This window comes from Variovorax sp. GW821-FHT10D07 (assembly GCF_059415325.1).
The window spans coordinates 459,341-479,296 of sequence record NZ_JBWKMZ010000004.1 but is presented as its reverse complement, the minus strand read 5'-3'; the positions used below and the strand labels follow the sequence as shown (position 1 = coordinate 479,296).

Sequence of the window (19,956 nt, the reverse complement as noted above, 5' to 3'; positions counted from 1 at the left end):
GGAGCGCGCCCGCAATGGCCAAATTCTTCATCGATCGACCCATCTTCGCGTGGGTGATCGCACTGTTCGTCATCGTTCTCGGCGGCGTGTCCATCACGCAGTTGCCGATCGCCCAGTACCCGCCGGTGGCGCCGCCCGCCATCGTGATCAACGTGGCCTATCCGGGTGCCTCGGCCCAGACGCTCGAGGACAGCGTGCTGTCCGTCATCGAGCGCGAAATGAACGGCTCGCCCGGCCTGATCTACATGGAATCGGTGGCGCAGGCCGACGGTACCGGCGCGATCACCATCAGCTTCGAGCCCGGCACCAATGAAGACCTCGCGCAGGTCGACGTGCAGAACCGGCTCTCGCGCGCCACGCCGCGGCTGCCCTCGGCCGTGACGCAACAGGGCGTGCAGGTCGACAAGTCGCGCGACAACTTCCTGCTGTTCGCGCTGCTCTCGTCGGACAACCCCGACGTCGACCCGGTGGCGCTCGGCGACTACGTCGCGCGCAACATCGTGCCCGAGCTGCAGCGCATCGAGGGCGTGGGCAAGGTGCAGCTGTTCGGCTCCGAGAATGCGATGCGCATCTGGATCGATCCGGCCAAGCTGCAGGGCTTCAACCTGTCGCCGTCCGACGTCAACACCGCGATCCGCGCCCAGAACGCGCAGGTGGCCTCGGGCACGCTCGGCGACCTGCCGAACGTGCCGGGCCAGGCCATCGCCGCCACGGTGACGGTCAACGGCCAACTCACCAGCGTCGAGCAGTTCCGCGAGATCGTGCTGCGCGCCAACACCGACGGCTCGACCGTGCGCCTGAAGGACGTGGCGCGCGTCGAACTCGGCGGCCAGAGCTATGCCACCTCGGCGCGCCTGAACGGCGTGCCCGCGGTGGGCGTCGGCGTGCAGCCCACGCCGACCGGCAACGCGCTGCGCTCGGCCAAGGCCGTGCGCGCGAAGATGGTCGAGCTCGAACGCTACTTCCCCAAGGGCGTGAAATGGGACATCCCCTACGACAGCTCGCGCTTCGTGCAGATCTCGATCACCGAAGTGGTGAAGACGCTGTTCGAGGCCGTCGCGCTGGTGTTCCTCGTGATGTTCCTGTTCCTGCAGAACTGGCGCTACACGATCATCCCGACCATCGTGGTGCCGATCGCGCTGCTCGGTACCTTCGCCACCCTGCTCGCTTTGGGCTTCTCGATCAACGTGCTGACCATGTTCGGCATGGTGCTGGTGATCGGCATCGTGGTGGACGACGCGATCGTGGTGGTGGAGAACGTCGAACGCATCATGAGCGAAGAGGGGCTGTCGCCGCTGGAAGCCACGCGCAAGGCGATGCAGCAGATCTCGGGCGCCATCATCGGCGTGACCGTGGTGCTGATCTCGGTGTTCGTGCCGCTGGCCTTCTTCGCGGGCTCGACCGGCAACATCTACCGTCAGTTCTCGGCGGTGATGGTGGCCTCGATCGGCTTCTCGGCCTTCATGGCGCTGTCGCTCACGCCGGCGCTGTGCGCCACGCTGCTCAAGCCGGTGGAAGCCGGCCACCACCACGAGAAGCGCGGCTTCTTCGGCTGGTTCAACCGCGGCTTCTCGCGCACCGCCAAGGGCTATGAAAGCGTCGTCGCGCGCATCCTGCGCCGCGCCGCGCGCTACCTGATCATCTACGCGGCGATCATCGGCGCGGTGGTGTACTTCTACACGCACCTGCCGAGCTCGTTCCTGCCGCAGGAAGACCAGGGCAACATCATCGTGAACGTGCAGCTGCCGCCGGGCGCGACGCAGGAACGCGCGCTGTCGGTGATGCAGCAGGTCGAGGGCTTCATCATGAAGCAGCCCGAAGTGCAGAGCATCGTGAGCGTGATGGGCTTCAGCTTCTCGGGCCAGGGCCAGAACGCGGGCCTCGCCTTCGTGACGCTCAAGGACTGGGAGGAGCGCAAGGACCCGGGCAACTCGGCCAGCGCGCTCGCCGGCCGGGCCTTCGGCGCGCTCTCGGGCATCCGCGACGCCTTCATCTATCCGTTGAGCCCGCCGCCGATTCCCGAGCTGGGCAACGCCAGCGGCTTCAGCTTCCGGCTGCAGGACCGCTCGGGCGCGGGCCACGAGGCGCTCGTCAACGCGCGCAACCAGCTGCTGGGCATGGCCTCGCAGAGCAAGATCCTGTCGCAGGTCCGTCCCGACGGCCTGGAAGACGCACCGCAGTTGCAGATCGACATCGACCGCGACAAGGCCAACGCCCTGGGCGTGAGCTTCGACGCGATCAATGGCGCGCTGTCGACCGCGCTGGGTTCGAGCTACATCAACGACTTCCCGAACCGCGGCCGCCTGCAGCGCGTGGTGGTGCAGGCCGACGCACCGGCGCGGATGCAGCCCGAGGACATGCTCAAGCTCAACGCGACCAACGCACAGGGCCAGCCGGTGCCGCTGGGCGCGTTCGCGACCACCAAGTGGGTCACCGGCGCGACGCAGACGGTGCGCTACAACGGCTATCCCGCGATGCGCATCAGCGGCGACGCGGCGGCCGGCTACAGCACCGGTGCCGCGATGGCCGAGATGGAAAAGCTCGCCTCGCAGCTGCCGCAAGGCTTCGGCTTCGAATGGACCGGCCAGTCGCGCGAGGAAAAGCTCGCCGGCTCGCAGGCCATGATCCTCTACGGCTTCGCGATCCTGGCGGTGTTCCTCTGCCTGGCCGCGCTGTACGAGAGCTGGTCGATCCCGCTGTCGGTGATCCTGGTGGTGCCGCTGGGCGTGATCGGCGTGCTGCTCGCGACGCTGCTGCGTTCGTACTCGAACGACGTGTACTTCCAGGTGGGCCTGATCACGATCATCGGCCTGTCGGCGAAGAACGCGATCCTGATCATCGAGTTCGCCAAGGACCTGCAGGCGCAGGGCCGCGGCGTGATCGAGTCGGCGCTCGAGGCCGCGCACCTGCGGTTCCGGCCGATCATCATGACCTCGCTGGCCTTCGGCCTCGGCGTGGTGCCGCTGTTCACGGCCTCGGGTGCCGGCTCGGCGAGCCAGCGCGCCATCGGCACCGGCGTGCTCGGCGGCATGGTGACGGGCACCCTGCTCGCGGTGATCTTCGTGCCGGTCTTCTTCGTGGTGGTGCGCACGCTGTTCAAGGGCAGCGCGCGCCAGCACGAGGCCGACAAGCGGCATGCGCAAGCCGCCGGCATCTCGGAGGAAAAACATGAATCTCAATAACAGACTGATTCCCACCGCGCTGGCGGCCACGCTGCTGCTGGCCGGCTGCTCGCTGATCCCCACCTACGAGCGCCCCGCGGCGCCGGTGCCCACCACCTACCCGGGCGACCCGGCGCAGCCGGCCGGGCCGGCGGCGTCCGCCATGCCCTGGCAGGACTTCTTCACCGACCCGCGCCTCGCGGGCCTGATCCAGACCGCGCTGGCCAACAACCGCGACCTGCGCGTCTCGGTGCTCAACATCGAGCAGGCGCGCGCGCAGTTCCAGATCCAGCGCGCGGACCTGTTCCCCGCGCTGGGCCTGTCGGGCAACGGCTCGCGCTCGAGCCCCAACCCGTACCAGGCGATCGACAGCAGCCAGGGCAGCGTGACGTCGCAGTACTCGGTCAACCTCGGCATCACCGCCTGGGAGATCGACTTCTTCGGCCGCATCCGCGCGCTGAAGGACCAGGCGCTGGCGCAGTACCTCGCGACCGACGAAACGCGCAAGGCCGCGCAGATCAGCCTGATCGCCGCGGTCGCCAACGGCTGGCTCACGGTGCTGGCCGACGACGAGCTGCTCGAGATCACGCGCCAGACCTTGAGCACGCGCGAGGAATCGGTGCGGCTGACCAAGCTGCGCTTCGACAACGGCGTGTCGTCCGAGCTCGACTTCCAGGCCGCCAACTCGCTGGCCGAGACCGCGCGCGCCGCCTATGCGCAGCAGCTGCGCACGCGCCAGCAGGACGAGAACGCGCTCGCGCTGCTGCTGGGTGCACCGGTGCCGGCCAGCGCCTTCGCGGGCGCCAAGGGCCTGGGCGGCATCCGCCCGATCCCCGACGTGCCCGCGGGCCTGCCCTCCGACCTGCTGGCCGAGCGGCCCGACATCCGCGCGGCCGAGCAGCAGCTGATCGGCGCCAACGCCAACATCGGCGCGGCGCGCGCGAACTTCTTCCCGCGCGTCTCGCTGACCACCTCGATCGGCACCGCGAGCAGCGAGTTCTCGAACCTGTTCGACCGCGGCACCAAGGCCTGGAGCTTCGCGCCCTCGGTCACGCTGCCGCTGTTCGACGCGGGCCGCAACATCGCGGGCCTCGACTCGGCCAAGGCCGGGCGCGAGATCGCGGTGGCGCAGTACGAGAAGTCGATCCAGACCGCGTTTCGCGAAGTGGCCGATGCGCTCGCGGGCCGCGCCACCTTCGGCGAGCAGGCGCGCGCGCAGCGGGCGCAGGCCGATGCCGAGGCGGTGCGCTTCAAGCTCTCGGACCTGCGCTACCGCAACGGCGTGGCCAGCGCGCTCGATCTGCTCGACGCGCAGCGCTCGCTGTTCACGGCGCAGCAGTCGGCGGTGACCACGCAGCTGCAACTGCTGCAGAACCAGGTCACGCTGTACAAGACGCTGGGCGGCGGCTGGGCCTCGCGCGATACGGCCGCGGCCGGCACCGCGACGAGCGGCGCGAGCGGTGGCGCGGCACCCGCGGCCACGACCGGCGCGACCGAAACGCCGCCCGCCGTCGTCATCCGCCGCAAGGGCTGAAGCCGCCTCGACGGTTGTTTGCGCGCAAATCCGCGCACGCTCATGCGACAGGCCCTTCGCCTTGCGGCGAAGGGCCTCTCTATAATCGTCGGTTGATTCGAAAAACGCCCCCCGACGAGCCCCCGATTTTGAGGACGCCATGAGCGCAGACCCGCATTACCAGGCCACCGAAGAAGCCCACACCGGTCCGATCAAGAATCCCAAGCAACTGCTGCTGGCGGTCTTTTTCTCCTTCCTCGCACCCATCTTCATCATCGTGGGCCTCGTGGCCTACGTGGTGTCCGGCAACAAGCCGGCAGGCACCGCCGAGGGCGACAACATGGCGCTCTACGGCGTCACCCAGGAAGCCCGCGACCGCGAGGTCGGCGAGCGCCTGAAGAAGATCGGCGCGATCGAGATCCGCGATGCCAACCGCCCGCTGGCGGCCGGCGAAGCGGTGTTCAAGGCCCAGTGCGTCGCCTGCCACGGCGCGCCTGGCATTCCCGGCGCACCGCACCTGAACGACGCGGCTGCCTGGGGCCCGCGCATCGGTCAGGGCTACGCCACGCTGCTCGAGCATGCGCTCAAGGGCAAGGGCGCGATGCCGGCCCAGGGCGGCGGCGACTTCGAGGACCTCGAGATCGGCCGTGCCGTGGTCTACATGGCCAATGCCGGCGGCGCCAAGTTCCCGGTGCCCGAGCGTCCGGCGGCGGCAGCCCCGGCCGATGGCGCATCGGCCGCCGCGGCACCCGCGGCTTCGGGCGCGGCGCCTGCGGCTCCGGCGGCCAGCGCCAGCAAGTAATTCGGAAGAGGACCGCGGCCCGCGCGCCGCGTCCACCCAGCAAAAAGCCGGCTTCGCGCCGGCTTTTTCGTGTTCGCTCGCTACGTTTTAGATAGCAGTTCAGGCTTGCGCGGCATGGCGTTCGGCCGGGCTCAGCACATGCCCGAAGCGCGCCGGCAGTTCCGCCGCCGTCACCGTCTCGGGCGTCCACAGCCCCTGCTCGATCGCATCGGCGGCGAGTCCCACGTCTTGCGTGTGGACCAGCCCCAGGCCGAGGCCCGCCGACAGATAGAGGTGCCCGTGCTCGTCGAGCAGGCAGCCCGTGACCTCGACGGCCTGCCCCGTGTGGGCCGTCACCGCGAAGCCGGTCTCGGCGATGCGCCACACCAGCGGTGCCGCCTCCAGCTCCACGTAGACGCGCTGCGGCCCGTTCTGGAAGAACCACTGGCCGTCGTCGTCGTGCTCGTAGTTGCGGTGGATGAAGTCGATCAGCTTGTCGTGCCGCAGCATCGAGCCCTTGGCGGCCGGAAACGGTCCCTGGGCCTGGGTGCGGTCGTCGCGCATGTACCAGTTGCCGCGCGCGTCGAGGCCGAGCCAGCCGTAGCAGTGCGGAACGTTGGGCCACTTGGCCAGGGCCTGTCTGACGATGTCGTCCATGGCCTCATTGTCCTCGGGGCGCGGCGCGCACCGCGTCGGCCGGCACGCCGGCCTGGCGGCAGAGCCAGCGCCCGACCTGCTCGGGCATGCCGCGCACATGGCCCGGCGGCCGCCCCATCGGAAAGCCCACATGGCCGCCGTACGCGGGCTGCCACAGCGTGACGTGGCGGCCGACCTCGCCGGGCCGCGGCAGGCTGGCCGCGGGAATGAAGGGATCGTTGCGCGCGTTGACCGCCAGCGCGGGCACGCGGATCGCGCCCAGGTGCGGCTTGGCCGAGCCGCGCCGCCAGTAGTCGTCCGCATCGACGAAGCCGTGCAGCGGCGCGGTGAAGACGTCGTCGAAGGTCCGCAGGTCGCGCGCGGCCGCGAGCCGGGCGCCATCGAACAGCCCCGGGAACTGCGCCAGCTTGGCCAGCGCCTTGGGCTTCATGGTCGCGAGGAACATGCGGGTGTAGACCAGCCGGTTGAAGCCGCGGCCGATGGCATCGCCGCCCGCCGCGAGATCGAGCGGCGAGCACACCGAGGCCACCGCGCCCACCACCCGCGAGGCGCTCTCGCCGGCCTCGCCGGCCCAGCGCATCAGCGCGTTGCCGCCGAGCGAGACGCCGGCCGCGAGCACCGGCACGCCGTCCTTGCGGCTGGCGCGCATGCGCGCCAGGATCCAGCCGATCTCCTCGAAGTCGCCCGAGTGGTAGGCACGCGGCGCGAGGTTCATCTCGCCGCTGCAGCCGCGGAAATGCGGCACCGCGAAGTCCATGCCGCGCGCGGCGGCGAAGTCGGCGAAGGCCTCGGCATAGTGGCTGCGCGAGGAGCCTTCGAGGCCGTGGAACAGCACCAGCAAGGGCCGGCCGCCAGCCTCGCCCCGCGAACCGGGCGCATCGGCGAAGTCCACGTCGACGAAGTCGCCGTCGGGCGCGGCCCAGCGCTCGCGCCGGTAGACCGGTGCCGCACCCTCGAAGCGGCGCGCATAGAGCGCGCCCCAGATCGTCTGCAAATTGCCGCCGGGCAGCCAGCGTGGCGCCAGGTAGTCCATCGCGGACGGCGACGACGTGTCGGGCGTGCCGGAGGGAAAGGAAGAAGGTAGGAACGCGGACATCGAACGAAGGAAGAGAACGCCCGGCGCTCAGTGCAGCATCTGCGGCAGTTCGTTCGCGTCGTCGGGCTCGCGCGCGCTGCCCGGGCTCGCATGGTGCGCCACCATGCGCCAACCCTGCGCGGTCTTGTGATAGACGTTGGTCGCCAGCACGAAGGCATGGCGCGGTCCCTCGACCGTGAGCACCTCGATGCGCTCGAGCACGTTGTGGACCGCGCTCGCGATCGAGTCGATCTTGCGCACGTGCGCGGGCGTGGCGTGGATCGCGCCGTTGCCGAACATCTGCTCGAAGGCCGAGCGGATCGCCGCCGTGCCCACCAGCCGCGGACCGCCCGGATGGACGCAGAACACCTCGTCCTCGTCGGCCCAGCAGGCCATCAGCGCGTCGATGTCGCCGCGCTGCAGCGCCTCGTAGAAGGCGGCCTCGATGTCGTCGGCGGTGCCGCCGATGGCCGCGGCGGTGCGGAGTGGGGACTTGGGCATGGGCGTGATTCTGCCGCGCCGTGCGTGACGCGGGCACTGCACTGCTTTGGCACGGCGCGCACCGTGCCGCCGCAGCCTCGGGCGATCGACCGCTCCACTTTGGACCATTTGGACAAAACAAAAGCCTCAAAAATCATCAAGCCATTGATTTGAAAGGATTTTCTCTACTGGCACGCCGCATGCAAGGAGCCTCGCCATCCCGCAACCGGAGCCCTTCCATGAACGTCGGCATCTTCATCCCCATCGGCAACAACGGCTGGCTGCTGTCCGAAAACGCCCCGCAGTACAAGCCCAGCTTCGAGCTCAACAAGGCGATCACGCTGAAGGCCGAGCACTACGGCGTCGACTTCGCGCTGTCGATGATCAAGCTGCGCGGCTTCGGCGGCAAGACGGAGTTCTGGGACCACAACCTCGAGTCCTTCACGCTCATGGCCGGGCTCGCGGCCGTCACCACGAAGATCAAGCTGTTCGCCACTGCGGCCTCGCTGGTCATGCCGCCGGCCATCGTCGCGCGCATGGCCTCGACCATCGACTCGATCTCCAACGGCCGCTTCGGCCTCAACCTCGTCACCGGCTGGCAGCGCCCCGAGTACTCGCAGATGGGCATGTGGCCCGGCGACCAGTTCTTCGGCACGCGCTACGAATACCTGTCCGAATACATCCAGGTGCTGCGCGACCTCTGGGGCACGGGCCGCTCCGACTTCAAGGGCGCGCACTTCCAGATGGACGACTGCCGCCTGAGCCCCCGCCCGCAGGCCGACATGAAGGTGATCTGCGCCGGCCAGAGCGACGCCGGCATGGCGTTCTCCGCCAAGTACGCCGACTACAACTTCTGCTTCGGCAAGGGCGTGAACACGCCGCGCGCCTTCGCGCCCGCGGCCGAGAAGCTGATCGAGGCCAGTGCCGCCACGGGCCGCCACGTCACCAGCTACGTGCTGATGATGGTGATCGCCGACGAGACCGACGAGGCCGCGCGCGCCAAGTGGGAGCACTACAAGGCCGGCGCCGACAGCGAGGCCATCGCCTGGCTCGGCGCGCAGGGCGCGGCCGACACCAGGTCGGGCGCCGACACCAACGTGCGGCAGATGGCCGACCCGACCTCGGCCGTGAACATCAACATGGGCACGCTCGTGGGCTCCTACGAGACCGTGGCGCGCCTGCTCGACGAGGTGGCCGAGGTACCCGGCACCGAGGGCGTGCTGCTGACCTTCGATGACTTCCTCGCGGGCGTCGAGGCCTTCGGCGAGCGCATCCAGCCGCTGATGAAGAGCCGCGCGCACGTGCCGAGCCCGGTGGCCTCGCGCGTCGAACCCGAACGCCTCGCGGCCTGACCCGGAGCACGCCATGAACGCACCGGCCCGCAACGCCACCCTCACCTCGACCACGCCCGTCGGCGCGCCGCGCGCCGCGGGCGCACCCGCCCCGCTGATCCTGCCCGCGCGCCCCGAGCCGCTCGCGCTGCATGCAAGCGACACCGCGCTCGTCGTGGTCGACATGCAGAACGCCTATGCCTCGCTCGGCGGCTACGTCGATTCGGCCGGCTTCGACATCTCGGGCGCGCAGGGCACCATCGCCGGCATCGTGCGCGCCATCGCCGCGGCGCGCGCGGCCGGCCTGCTGGTCGTGTTCCTGCAGAACGGCTGGGACGCCGGCTATGTCGAGGCCGGCGGCCCCGGCTCGCCCAACTGGCACAAGTCGAACGCGCTCAAGACCATGCGCGCGCGGCCCGAGCTGCAGGGCCGCTTCCTCGCCAAGGGCGGCTGGGACTACGAGCTCATCGACGAGATGAAGCCGCAGCCCGGCGACATCGTCGTGCCCAAGACGCGCTACAGCGGCTTCTTCAACAGCACGCTCGACAGCACGCTGCGCTCGCACGGCATCCGCCACCTCGTGTTCACCGGCATCGCGACCAACGTCTGCGTGGAGTCCACGCTGCGCGACGCCTTCCATCTCGAGTACTTCGCCGTGATGCTCGAGGACGCCACGCACGAACTCGGCGGGCCCGCGATCCAGCAGGCCTCGGTCTACAACGTCGAGACCTTCTTCGGCTGGGTCTCCTCGGTCGACCACTTCTGCCGCAGCTTCGCGCCGGCCGCGCTGCCGCAACCCGCCCCGGCCGAAACGGCCACCGCCTGATCCCCTTTTCTCCAGGAGCCTTCCCATGCCCAAGCAAGCCATCATCCCGCCCGGCACCGGCGTGCCGCTCGCCCCCTACGTGCCCGGCACGCTCGCCGACGGCGTGCTCTACGTCTCGGGCACGCTGCCCTTCGACAAGGACAACAACGTGATCCACGTCGGCGACGCCGCCGCGCAGGCGCGCCATGTGCTCGCCACCATCCAGGGCGTGGTCGAGGCCGCGGGCGGCACCATGGACGACGTGACCTTCAACCAGATCATGATCAAGGACTGGGCCGACTACGCGAAGATCAACGCGGTCTATGCCGAGTTCTTCCCCGGTACCAAGCCGGCGCGCTTCTGCATCCAGTGCGGCCTGGTGAAGCCCGACGCGCTGATCGAGATCGCCTCGATCGCGCACGTGGGCCGCAAGGCCTGAGCTCGATGAGCACCCTGCACTACGAGGTGCATGGCCCTTCGGATGCCGCGGCCACCGTGCTGCTGTCGTCGGGCCTCGGCGGCTCGGCCGGCTTCTGGCAGCCCCAGCTCGGCGCGCTGGTCGCCGCCGGCCACCGCGTCATCGCCTACGACCAGCGCGGCACCGGCCGCAGCCCCGGCGCGCTGCCCGAGGCCTATGCGATCGCCGACATGGCGCGCGACGTGCTCGAGATCCTCGATGCCACCCACACCGCGCAGTGCCACTTCGCGGGCCACGCGCTCGGCGGCCTCGTGGGCCTGCAGCTCGCGCTCGACGCACCCGCGCGCACTGCGAGCCTGGTGCTCGTCAACGCGTGGGCCCGCCCCAATCCGCATTCGGCGCGCTGCTTCGACGCGCGGCTCGCGCTGCTCGGCGCCTGCGGCGCGCGCGCCTACGTCGAGGCGCAGCCGATCTTCCTGTACCCCGCGGCCTGGTCCGCCGAGCATGCGCAGCGCGTGGCCGACGAGGTCGACCATGCCTTCGCGCACTTTCCGGGCGAGGCCAACATGCGCGCGCGCATCGGCGCGCTGCGCGCCTTCGACGTCGCCGCGCGCCTCGGCGAGATCGCCGCGCCCGCGCTGATCGCGGCCGCCAAGGACGACGTGCTCGTGCCCTGGACCTGCTCGCAGCACCTGGCCGACGGCCTGCGCGACGTCACGCTCGACTTCGTCGCGCACGGCGGCCATGCCCACAGCGTGACCGAGGCCGCGGCCTTCAACCGCGGCCTGCTCGATTTCCTCTCGCGGGTCGCCGCACCCGCCGCCATCGCATGACCACTTCCACTTCGCTCGACGACGCGGCGCTCGCGCTGCTCTTCACCGCCGCGCGCAGCCACAACGGCTGGACCGCCGAACCGGTGTCCGACGCGCAGCTGCGTCAGCTGCACGCGCTCGCCAGCCTGGGCCCGACCTCGGCCAACTGCTCGCCCGCGCGCTTCGTGTTCGTGCGCACGCCCGAGGGCAAGGCACGGCTCGCGCCCGCGCTGTCCAAGGGCAACCTCGAGAAGACGATGAGCGCGCCCGTCACCGTCATCGCCGCCTGGGACCGCAAGTTCTACGACCGGCTGCCCACGCTGTTCCCGCATGCCGATGCGCGCAGCTGGTTCACCGGCAGCCCCGAGGCCGCGCACGAGACGGCCTTCCGCAATGCCAGCCTGCAGGCCGGCTACCTGCTGCTGGCGGCGCGCGCGCTCGGGCTCGACGCGGGCCCGATGTCGGGCTTCGACAAGGCCAAGGTCGACGCCGCCTTCTTCGAAGGCAGCGACTGGACCGTCAACTTCCTCATCAACCTCGGCCACGGCGACGCGTCGAAGCTGTTCGGGCGCCTGCCGCGCCTGGGCTTCGACGAGGCCTGCGTGCTGGCCTGAAAGCCCTCGGCATGCAACACGCCATGGCCTGCGCTCCGATGCCCGCCGGTTTGCCATCCGGCCTGCAGAAAACCGACTACCGCAACGCGATGGCGCGACTGGGCGCGGCCGTCAACATCATCACCACCGACGGTCCCGCGGGCCGCGCCGGCTTCACGGCCTCGGCCGTCTGCAGCGTGACCGACGAGCCGCCGACCCTGCTCGTGTGCCTCAACCGCTCGGCCTCGGTGTACCCGGCCTTCAAGGCCAATGGCGTGCTGTGCGTGAATGTGCTCGCCGCGGGCCACCAGTCGCTGTCCGCGCTGTTCGGCGGCCGCACGCCGATGGACGAGCGCTTCGCCGCCGGCCGCTGGCGCCGCGATGCCACCGGCTCGCCGATGCTCGAGGACGCGGCCGTCTCCTTCGACTGCCGCGTGATGCACGCCACCAGCGCGGGCACGCACGACGTGCTGTTCTGCGAAGCCGTGGCCATCGCCATCGGCGGCGCGGCGCAGGGGCTGATCTACTTCGATCGGCGTTATCACGAGATCGCGGCGCCGCCGCACTGAAGCCGCGAACTCAACGCGGCTCGATGCCCTGCAGCACGATGCGCTGCACGTTCTCCACGGTGCGCTCGAAGAAGCCCTCGTCCTCGAGCGTGTGACCCGACAGCGCCTGCACCTGCACGCCGAAGTCGGCGTAGTGCTGCGTGATCGCCCACAGCGCGAAGATCAGGTGCGGCGGATCGACCGGCGCGAGCTTGCCGGCCTCGACCCAGGCGCGGATCACTTCGGATTTCTTCTCCACCAGCGTGCGCAGCTCGCGATCGAGTTCGTCGCGCAGCAGCGGCGCGCCCTGGATCATCTCGAGGCAGAACAGGCGCGAGGCATCGGGCCGGTCGCGCGAGATCACGAGCTTGCGGCGGATGTAGTCGCCGATCGCCTCGCGCGGATCCTGCTCGGCGCTGAAGCCGCGCAGCGGCTCGAGCCACAGCGCGAGCAGGTCGCGCAGCACGTTGACGTAGAGCTCTTCCTTGTTCGCGAAGTAGTAGAGCAGGTTGCTCTTCGACACGTCGGCGCGCGCGGCCACCTGGTCGATCGAGGTGCCGTGCAGCCCGAAGCGCGAGAACAGCCCGAGCGCCGCACCCAGGATCGCGCTGCGCTTGTTCTCGATCTGGCGCAGCCGCCGGTTCACCGCCGACGCGCTGCGCACGGCGGGCTTGCGGCTCGGCTTCTCGCTGTGGCTGGCCGCGGCCAGCGCCTTGGTCTTCGGCATCTTCCCTCGCTCTTTCTGTCTTCGTCGGTCGTTGGTTCGGAACGCGCACCACTGTAAGGCCGCGATGCATCGCACTGCGCCGTGCCGGTGTTCGCTAGGGCCTTGCGGCGCACCATGCTGACGCGACGAAAGCGATTTGTCCATTTGGTCCAACTGGCACAGACGTTGCATGGCGAAAGGCATGCCAAGCCCATGGAGCCATTCGCCATGACCCTGCTGTCCGTTCCCATCATCGATCTCGCGCCGTACTTCGCCGGCACCGCCGAAGGCAAGGCCGAGGTCGCGCACAAAGTCGACGAAGCCTGCCGCAGCATCGGCTTCCTCGTGATCACCAACCACGGCATCGCGCCCGAGCTGATCGAACGCGTGGCCTCGCTGTCGCGGCGCTTCTTCGAGCTGCCCCTGGCCGAGAAGCGCAAGGTCGACCGCCCGCGCGAGGACGCGGTGCGCGGCTACAGCGCGGTCGGCGAGGAAGGCCTGTCGTACAGCCTCGAGGAGGCGGCACCGGGCGACCTCAAGGAGTCGTTCTCGATCGGTCCCTCGAACGTGCCCGACGACGACTACCACCGCGGTCCCGCGGCCGGTCCGCATTTCGAGCCCAACAGCTGGCCGCCGATCGAGGGCTTCCGCGAAGCCTACGAGGGCTACTTCGAGGCGATGAGCGATCTCTCGCGCTCGCTGATGCGCGTGTTCGCGCTCGGCCTCGCGCTGCCCGAGCGCTTCTTCGACGACAAGATCGACCGCCACATCAGCATGTTCCGCGTGCTGAGCTATCCACCGCAGCGCGAGCAGCCGCTGCCGGGCCAGCTGCGCGCGGGCGCGCACAGCGACTACGGCAGCCTCACGATCGTGCTGCCCGACGACAAGGGCCTGCAGGTGTTCAACAAGGCCGGCCAGTGGGTCGACGTGCCGCAGGTCGAGGGCGGCCTGGTCGTCAACATCGCCGACCTGATGATGCAGTGGACCAACGACCAGTGGGTGTCGACGCTGCACCGCGTGATCAACCCGCCCTTCGAAGTGGCGAGCACCAACCGCCGGCAGTCGCTGGTGTTCTTCCACCAGCCCAACTACGACGCGATGGTCGAGTGCCTGCCGAGCTGCCTCGCGCCCGGCGAACAGCCGAAGTACGCGCCGATCTCCTCGGGCGACCACCTGACCTCGAAGTTCGTCAAGCAGACGACCTTCGGCGGCACCAAGGTGACGGCGTAGAGCACATGGCCCACCTGTCCTACGTCAACGTCTTCGCGAAGGACGTGGTCGCGCTCAGCGGCTTCTACCAGCGCGTGTTCGGCTTCCCCGAGATCGAGGCGATCCGCTCGCCGATCTTCCGAGGCCTCGACACCGGCAAGTCGAGCCTGGGCTTCAACGCGCTCGATGCCTACGAACTGCTGCAGCTCGCCGAGTTCTCCGACACGCGCGGCGTGAAGTTCCTGCTCAACATCGACGTCGACAGCCAGGACGAGGTCGACCGGATGGTGCCGATCGCGCTCGAGGCCGGCGCCACGCTCGTCAAGGCGCCCTATCGCACCTACTACGACTGGTACCAGTCGGTGCTGCTCGATCCCGAGGGCAACGTGTTCCGCATCAACTTCATGCTGTGACGCGAACGCGGCGTCCTCGCGGCTCTTCGCTTTCCTTCCCCCTTCCGCCATGCCTCTTTCGAAAGGTTGCTCCATGCCGCGCACTTCCGTTTCCTGCCTCGCCCTGACCTTCGCGGCGGGCGCGGCGTCCCTCGCGGCGCTGCCCGCGGTCGCCGCCGACGGCTTCACGCTCAAGGACAAGCCCAAGATCGCGATGCTCTACTTCGGCCCCAAGAACGACGGCGGCTGGACCCAGGCCTTCGACGAGGCGCGCGCGAAGATCGAGAAGGAACTCGGCCAGAAGATCCAGTTCGTCGAGAACGTGCCCGAGGACGCCTCGGCCATCAAGCCCGCGGCCGAGAAGTTCATCCAGCGCGGCGCCAACATCGTCATCGGCACGGCCTTCGGCTACTCCGACAGCTTCAAGGACCTGGCCGCCAAGTACCCCGACGTCGCCTTCCTCAACGGCTCGGGCACCACCAACGGCCGCAACCTCGAATCCTTCTACGGCCGCACCTACGAGAGCCAGTACCTGTGCGGCATGGCCGCAGGCGCGGCCTCCAGGAGCGGCAAGCTCGGCTTCGTCGCGGCCAATCCCTTCGGCGTGGTGAACTGGACCATCAACGCCTTCGCGCTCGGCGCGCAGAAGATGAACCCCAACGCCACCGTCAACGTGATCTACACCGGCGCGTGGAACGACCCCGTGAAGGAACGCGCGGCCGCCGCCGCGCTGATCGACCAGGGTGCCGACGTGATCGGCCAGCACGTCGACAGCCCGACGCCGCAGATCGTCGCGCAGGAGCGCGGCGTCTACGGCACCGGCCACCACCGCGACCTGCGCCAGTTCGCGCCCAAGGCCACGCTGTGCTCCTCGGTCTGGGTGTGGGACCGCTTCCTGACGCCCGAGCTCAAGAAGATCATGGCCGGCAACTGGAAGCCCGCCGAGTACGGCGCCTTCATTTCGATGAAGGACGGCGGCACCGACATCGCGGGCTTCGGCCCGGCCGTGCCCAAGGACAAGGCCGCGCTGATCACGGCCGAGCGCGACGCGCTCATGAAGGGCAAGCAGATCTACGCCGGCCCGCTGGCCGACCGCGACGGCAAGGAGCGCGTGGCCAAGGGCGCCGTGCTGTCCGACGCCGAGCTCTGGAAGATGGACTGGTTCGTCAAGGGCGTGGTCACGCAGAAGTAGCCGCGAGGAATTTCGCTCTCATGCCCAACGCGCTCGAACTCACCGGCATCCGCAAATCCTTCGACGGCTTCGCGGCACTGACCGACGCGCACTTCGCCGCGCGCTGGGGCGAGGTGCATGCGCTGCTCGGCGAGAACGGCGCGGGCAAGTCCTCGCTGATGAACATCGCGGCCGGCCTCTACGCGCCCGAGGCGGGCCAGCTGCTGGTCGACGACAACGCGGTGCGCTTCGCCGGCCCGCGCGATGCGGCACGCCAGCGCATCGGCATGGTCCACCAGCATTTCAAGCTGGTGCGGCCCTTCACCGTGGCGCAGAACATCCTGCTGACCGCCCCGCCTTCGGCCGAGTTCCGAAGCCATGGCGAGCGGCTGCGCGACATCGCGCGCGACATCCGCAACAAGGCCTCGGCGCTGGGCTTCGACATCGACCCGATGCGCCGCGTCGACACGCTCTCGATCGCCGAGCAGCAGCGCGTGGAGATCCTCAAGGTGCTGCTCGCGGGCGCGCGCATCCTGATCCTCGACGAGCCCACCGCCGTGCTGACCGACCAGGAGGCCGCGCGGCTGCTGCAGACCGTGCAGGGGCTCGCGCGCGGCGGCGCCGCGGTGGTGCTGGTCACGCACAAGATGGCCGACGTGAAGACCTATGCCGACCGCGTGACCGTGATGCGCGGCGGCCGCACCGTGGCCACGCTGCGCCCGCAGGATGCATCGGTCGCCGAGCTCGTGAAGCTCACGGTGGGCGAGGCGGTCGCGGCCTCGGCCTTCCGGCCCGCGCCCTCGGCGCGCGGCGCGGTGCGCCTGTCGGTGCGCGGCCTGCGCACCCCCGCCTCGCCCGAGGGGCGCCGCGTGCTCGACGGCGTCGACCTCGTGCTGCATGCGGGCGAGATCTACGGCCTGGCCGGCGTCGGCGGCAACGGCCAGGGCGAGCTGGCCGGCGCGATCCTCGGCCTGCCGGGCGAGGCCATCGAGGGCGAGATCCGACTCGAGGGCCAGGGCGACCTCAAGGCGATGGCCGCCGCGGCGCGCCGCGGGCTCGGCATCGCGGCGATCCCGGCCGACCGCTACGGGCTCGCGCTCGCGGGCGGGCTGTCGGTGGCCGAGAACTACGCCATCGGCCGCGTGCACACCGGCCGCTACGGCCCGGTGTGGCGGCTGCGGCGCGGCCGCATCCAGGCCGACACGCAGGAGGCGGTGCGCGCCTTCGACGTGCAGGGCGTGCGCTCGGTGGCGCAGAAGGCCGCGCTGCTGTCGGGCGGCAACGCACAGAAGCTGGTGCTGGCGCGCGAGTTCGGCAAGTCGCCCACGCTGGTGCTCGCGCACAGCCCGAGCCGCGGGCTCGACGTGCGCGCCAGCGCCGAGGTGCATGCGCGGCTGCGCGCTGCGCGCGACGGCGGCGCCGCGGTGCTGCTGATCAGCGAGGACCTCGACGAGGTGCTGCAGCTGGCCGACCGCGTGGGCGTGATGACGCGCGGGCGCATCGCGGGCGAGTTCGCGCAGCCGGCCGACCGCCAGGCCATCGGACAGGCGATGGTGGACCATGGCTGAAGCCGCGCTCGCCCCCGACACCGCGCGCGGCACGGCACCGCATCGCGTGCAGCCGCTGGCACGCCGCCGCTACGCGCTCGAGATCCGCCAGCACATGGCCTGGCGCTGGCAGGCGCTGATCCTCGCGGCCGCGCTGGCCGCGGGCTTCGCGATCTCGGCCGCGATCCTCGTGGCCGCGGGCGTGCCGGCCGACGAGCTCGCCAACGAGTTCGTGACCCAGACCTTCCTCGACGGACAGAACTTCCGCGCCGTGCTGTTCCAGGCCGCGCCGATGATCCTGGTCGGCCTCGCGGGCTCGCTGGCCTTTCGCGCGCGCTTCTGGAACCTCGGGCTCGAGGGCCAGATGATCTGGGGCGCCATCGGCGCGACCGCCGTCTCGATCTGGCAGCTCGGCCCCGAGCCGCTGCGCCTGCCGCTGATGTTCGCGGCCGCCATCGGCTGCGGCCTGCTGTGGGTGCTCGGGCCCGCCTGGCTCAAGCTCAGGCTGGGCGTGAACGAGATCATCTCGACCTTGATGCTCAACTACATGGCGGCCAACTTCCTGCTGCACTTGGTCTACGGTGCGTGGAAGGATCCGAAGGACAGCTTCCCCTACTCGCCGCAGTTCCGCGCCTTCGAGCGGCTGCCCGAGCTCGGGGCCGGCATCGGCAGCGCGATCCTGCTCGCGGGCATCGTCGCGCTGCTGGCCTGGTGGCTGGTGGGCGTGAGCCGCGCGGGCCTGTACCTGCGCTTCGTCGATGCCAACCCGCGCGTGGCGCATGCCAACGGCGTGCCGGTGCGGCGCACGATCTACGGCGCGGTGCTGCTGTCGGGCGCGATGGCCGGGCTCGCGGGCTTCGCGGTCGCCGCGGGCCAGGAGGGCCGGCTCACGCAGGCCTTCTACCAGGGCTACGGCTTCTCGGGCATCCTGATCGCCTTCCTCGCGCGCAACAATCCGCTCGCGGCCACGGTGGTGGCGCTGCTGGTGGCGGCGCTGTTCGTCACCGGGCGCAGCCTGCAGGTGTTCTACCAGGTGCCGTTCTCGATGGTGCAGCTGATCCAGGCCATCATCGTGGTGTGCGTCGCCTCGAGCGACTTCTTCATCCGCCACCGGCTGCGCCGCGTCGGCACGGAGACCGCGCCATGAACGGCGGCGTGATCCTCAACTGGCTCGCGAGCACGCCCGACTTCGCGGTGCCCTATGCACTGGCCGCCCTCGGCCTGATCCTCAGCGAACGCGCGGGCGTGCTCTCGCTCGGCGCCGAGGGGTTGATGCTGGTGGGCGCGCTGGCCGGCATCGGCGCGCAGATCGCGATCGGCCAGCCCGCGGTGTCGCTGGCCCTCGCGATGCTGGCGGCGGCCACGGTGTCGGTGCTGTTCGCGGTCATGGTGATCTGGCTGCGCGTGAACCAGGTGATCGCCGGGCTGGCGCTGGTGTTCTTCTGCCAGGGGCTCACGGCGCTGGTCGGCAGCCTGGCCGGGTGGACCAACCATGCCACCGAGGGCATCGGCGCGATGGGGCTGTGGCCGCTGTCGCAGCTGCCGGTCGTGGGCCGGCTGTTCGAGCAGAACGCGATGGTGTGGCTCACGCTGCCGCTGTTCGGTGCGGTGGCCTGGTTCTTCGCGCGCACCGCCACCGGCCTGCGGCTGCGCGCCGTGGGCGAGAACCCGCAGGCGGCCGACGCGGCCGGCATCCGCGTGCCGGCCTGGCGCTTCGCGGCGGTGCTCGCGGGCTCGGCGCTGGTGGGCCTGGCGGGCGCCTACATCTCGGTGGTCAGCACCAAGCTGTGGATCGCGGGCATGACCGGCGGGCGCGGCTGGATCGCGGTGGGCCTGGTGATCTTCGCGCGCTGGTCGCCGTGGAAGGCGCTGGTGGGCGCGCTGCTGTTCGGCTGCATCGAGGCGCTGATCCCGCAACTGGCCGCGGCCGGCGTGCAGCTGCCGCAGTACTTCGTGATGATGACGCCCTACGCGGTGACGCTCGGCGTGATGGTCTGGGTGGCGCTGTCGCGACGCGGCGCCGACGAGGAGCCCGGCGCCCTCGGCCAGGCCTATGTGCGGGAGGAAAGAAGATGACGCTGAAGGCCTGGGTCTACGACGAACCGCGCGAGCTCGAGGCGGCGCGCTTCGCCGACTACCTCGATCCGAGGACCACCGCGGTGGTCTCGATCGACATGCACCGCGGCCACCTCGACGACGATCCCGCCTGCCCGTGCCCGGCGCCGCGCGCGCGCGAGGTGGTGGCGCCGATCGACGGCTTCCACGACGAAGCGCGCGCGCTCGGCGTGCGCATCGTGCACGTGAAGTCGGTGCTGCGGCCCGACGGCAGCGACGACCTGCGCGGCATTCCGGCCGCCTGGCGGCGCACCTTCCCGCTGCACGTGGGCGAGATCCCGAATGCCGACGCGCATGCTCTCGAGGGCTCGAAGTGGACCGAGTGGGTCACGCGCGTGGAACCCGGCGACCTGCGCGTGGACAGCAAGCGGCGCCTCTCGGCCTTCTATCCCACCGACCTCGATTTCCTGCTGCGCAACCAGCGCATCGAGACCGTCGTGCTCGACGGCGGCTTCACCGACTGCTGCGTGCTCAACACCGCCTTCGACGCCAACAACCACAACTACCGCGTGATCGTGCTGCGCGACCTGGTGCGCGGCACCGACACGCGGCTCGAGAGCGCGGCGCTCGCGATGGTCTCGCTGCACCTCGGGCTGGTGATGGAATCGCGGGAGCTGCTGCGCCAGTGGCGCGGCTGAGCGG

Annotated in this window: 20 protein-coding genes; 16 read left to right on the top strand and 4 right to left on the bottom strand. The window is 70.1% G+C overall.

The window, feature by feature from the left end:
• Window positions 1-14: 14 nt before the first annotated feature.
• The 3 genes from AC07PU_RS16745 (at window position 15) to AC07PU_RS16735 (ending at window position 5,476) form a co-directional block, all read left to right on the top strand.
• Window positions 15-3,182, top strand: coding sequence for an efflux RND transporter permease subunit (locus AC07PU_RS16745; RefSeq protein ID WP_093350397.1), 3,168 nt, complete (start codon window positions 15-17; stop codon window positions 3,180-3,182).
• Window positions 3,169-4,695 (top strand): efflux transporter outer membrane subunit, encoded by a 1,527-nt coding sequence (locus tag AC07PU_RS16740; protein ID WP_495318883.1) that lies wholly within the window; start codon window positions 3,169-3,171, stop codon window positions 4,693-4,695. Before AC07PU_RS16745 ends, AC07PU_RS16740 begins: the two co-directional genes overlap by 14 nt.
• Before the next feature lie 139 nt (window positions 4,696-4,834).
• A complete protein-coding gene (locus AC07PU_RS16735) occupies window positions 4,835-5,476 on the top strand; it encodes a c-type cytochrome (protein ID WP_093350392.1) in 642 nt (213 codons plus the stop codon).
• 99 nt (window positions 5,477-5,575) lie between these two features.
• Here the strand turns inward: AC07PU_RS16735 and AC07PU_RS16730 are convergent, their stop codons facing one another.
• The 3 genes from AC07PU_RS16730 to AC07PU_RS16720 form a co-directional block, all read right to left on the bottom strand.
• Entirely contained in the window at window positions 5,576-6,112 is a 537-nt protein-coding gene (locus AC07PU_RS16730) for a DUF2946 family protein (protein WP_495318880.1), read from the bottom strand.
• 4 nt (window positions 6,113-6,116) lie between these two features.
• On the bottom strand, window positions 6,117-7,145 hold the full coding sequence (locus AC07PU_RS16725; protein WP_495318931.1) for a YheT family hydrolase: 1,029 nt from the start codon (window positions 7,143-7,145) through the stop codon (window positions 6,117-6,119).
• Between the two features lie 90 nt (window positions 7,146-7,235).
• Window positions 7,236-7,688, bottom strand: a complete 453-nt coding sequence (locus tag AC07PU_RS16720) for a YybH family protein (protein WP_057593960.1) — start codon at window positions 7,686-7,688, stop codon at window positions 7,236-7,238.
• Window positions 7,689-7,906: 218 nt separating this feature from the next.
• Here AC07PU_RS16720 and rutA point away from each other — a divergent pair, with 218 nt between their 5' ends.
• Genes rutA through rutF form a run of 6 tightly spaced genes read left to right on the top strand, consistent with a single transcriptional unit; the run spans window position 7,907 to window position 12,195 of the window.
• The gene (gene rutA, locus AC07PU_RS16715) at window positions 7,907-9,019 is read left to right on the top strand and encodes a pyrimidine utilization protein A (RefSeq protein WP_495318878.1); all 1,113 of its coding nucleotides are present in this window, start codon (window positions 7,907-7,909) and stop codon (window positions 9,017-9,019) included.
• Window positions 9,020-9,032: 13 nt separating this feature from the next.
• Window positions 9,033-9,824, top strand: a complete 792-nt coding sequence (gene rutB / locus AC07PU_RS16710; RefSeq protein WP_495318876.1) for a pyrimidine utilization protein B — start codon at window positions 9,033-9,035, stop codon at window positions 9,822-9,824.
• A gap of 25 nt (window positions 9,825-9,849) precedes the next feature.
• On the top strand, window positions 9,850-10,242 hold the full coding sequence (rutC, locus tag AC07PU_RS16705) for a pyrimidine utilization protein C (protein ID WP_495318874.1): 393 nt from the start codon (window positions 9,850-9,852) through the stop codon (window positions 10,240-10,242).
• 5 nt (window positions 10,243-10,247) lie between these two features.
• On the top strand, window positions 10,248-11,054 hold the full coding sequence (rutD, locus tag AC07PU_RS16700; protein ID WP_495318872.1) for a pyrimidine utilization protein D: 807 nt from the start codon (window positions 10,248-10,250) through the stop codon (window positions 11,052-11,054).
• On the top strand, window positions 11,051-11,647 hold the full coding sequence (locus AC07PU_RS16695) for a malonic semialdehyde reductase (protein WP_495318870.1): 597 nt from the start codon (window positions 11,051-11,053) through the stop codon (window positions 11,645-11,647). Before rutD ends, AC07PU_RS16695 begins: the two co-directional genes overlap by 4 nt.
• A gap of 11 nt (window positions 11,648-11,658) precedes the next feature.
• Window positions 11,659-12,195 (top strand): NADH-dependent FMN reductase RutF, encoded by a 537-nt coding sequence (gene rutF / locus AC07PU_RS16690; protein ID WP_495318868.1) that lies wholly within the window; start codon window positions 11,659-11,661, stop codon window positions 12,193-12,195.
• Window positions 12,196-12,205: 10 nt separating this feature from the next.
• On the opposite strand, the gene rutR is transcribed toward rutF, so the two are convergent.
• Window positions 12,206-12,901 carry an HTH-type transcriptional regulator RutR gene (gene rutR / locus AC07PU_RS16685; protein ID WP_093350367.1) on the bottom strand — a complete coding sequence of 232 codons (696 nt, stop codon included), beginning with the start codon at window positions 12,899-12,901 and terminating at the stop codon, window positions 12,206-12,208.
• A 207-nt stretch (window positions 12,902-13,108) separates the two neighbouring features.
• Here rutR and AC07PU_RS16680 point away from each other — a divergent pair, with 207 nt between their 5' ends.
• The 7 genes from AC07PU_RS16680 to AC07PU_RS16650 all read left to right on the top strand — a co-directional run bounded on the left by AC07PU_RS16680 (window position 13,109) and on the right by AC07PU_RS16650 (window position 19,952).
• Window positions 13,109-14,110 carry an isopenicillin N synthase family dioxygenase gene (locus AC07PU_RS16680; RefSeq protein WP_093350926.1) on the top strand — a complete coding sequence of 334 codons (1,002 nt, stop codon included), beginning with the start codon at window positions 13,109-13,111 and terminating at the stop codon, window positions 14,108-14,110.
• Window positions 14,111-14,115: 5 nt separating this feature from the next.
• On the top strand, window positions 14,116-14,502 hold the full coding sequence (locus tag AC07PU_RS16675; RefSeq protein WP_093350364.1) for a VOC family protein: 387 nt from the start codon (window positions 14,116-14,118) through the stop codon (window positions 14,500-14,502).
• A 73-nt stretch (window positions 14,503-14,575) separates the two neighbouring features.
• A complete protein-coding gene (locus AC07PU_RS16670; protein ID WP_495318864.1) occupies window positions 14,576-15,673 on the top strand; it encodes a BMP family ABC transporter substrate-binding protein in 1,098 nt (365 codons plus the stop codon).
• A 20-nt stretch (window positions 15,674-15,693) separates the two neighbouring features.
• On the top strand, window positions 15,694-17,220 hold the full coding sequence (locus AC07PU_RS16665; RefSeq protein WP_495318862.1) for an ABC transporter ATP-binding protein: 1,527 nt from the start codon (window positions 15,694-15,696) through the stop codon (window positions 17,218-17,220).
• Window positions 17,213-18,346 carry an ABC transporter permease gene (locus AC07PU_RS16660; protein ID WP_431511187.1) on the top strand — a complete coding sequence of 378 codons (1,134 nt, stop codon included), beginning with the start codon at window positions 17,213-17,215 and terminating at the stop codon, window positions 18,344-18,346. The genes AC07PU_RS16665 and AC07PU_RS16660 overlap by 8 nt, the downstream gene beginning before the upstream one ends.
• Window positions 18,343-19,275 (top strand): ABC transporter permease, encoded by a 933-nt coding sequence (locus AC07PU_RS16655; RefSeq protein WP_296777922.1) that lies wholly within the window; start codon window positions 18,343-18,345, stop codon window positions 19,273-19,275. The genes AC07PU_RS16660 and AC07PU_RS16655 overlap by 4 nt, the downstream gene beginning before the upstream one ends.
• 2 nt (window positions 19,276-19,277) lie before the next feature.
• A complete protein-coding gene (locus tag AC07PU_RS16650) occupies window positions 19,278-19,952 on the top strand; it encodes a cysteine hydrolase family protein (RefSeq protein WP_093350923.1) in 675 nt (224 codons plus the stop codon).
• The last annotated feature ends 4 nt before the right edge of the window (window positions 19,953-19,956 follow it).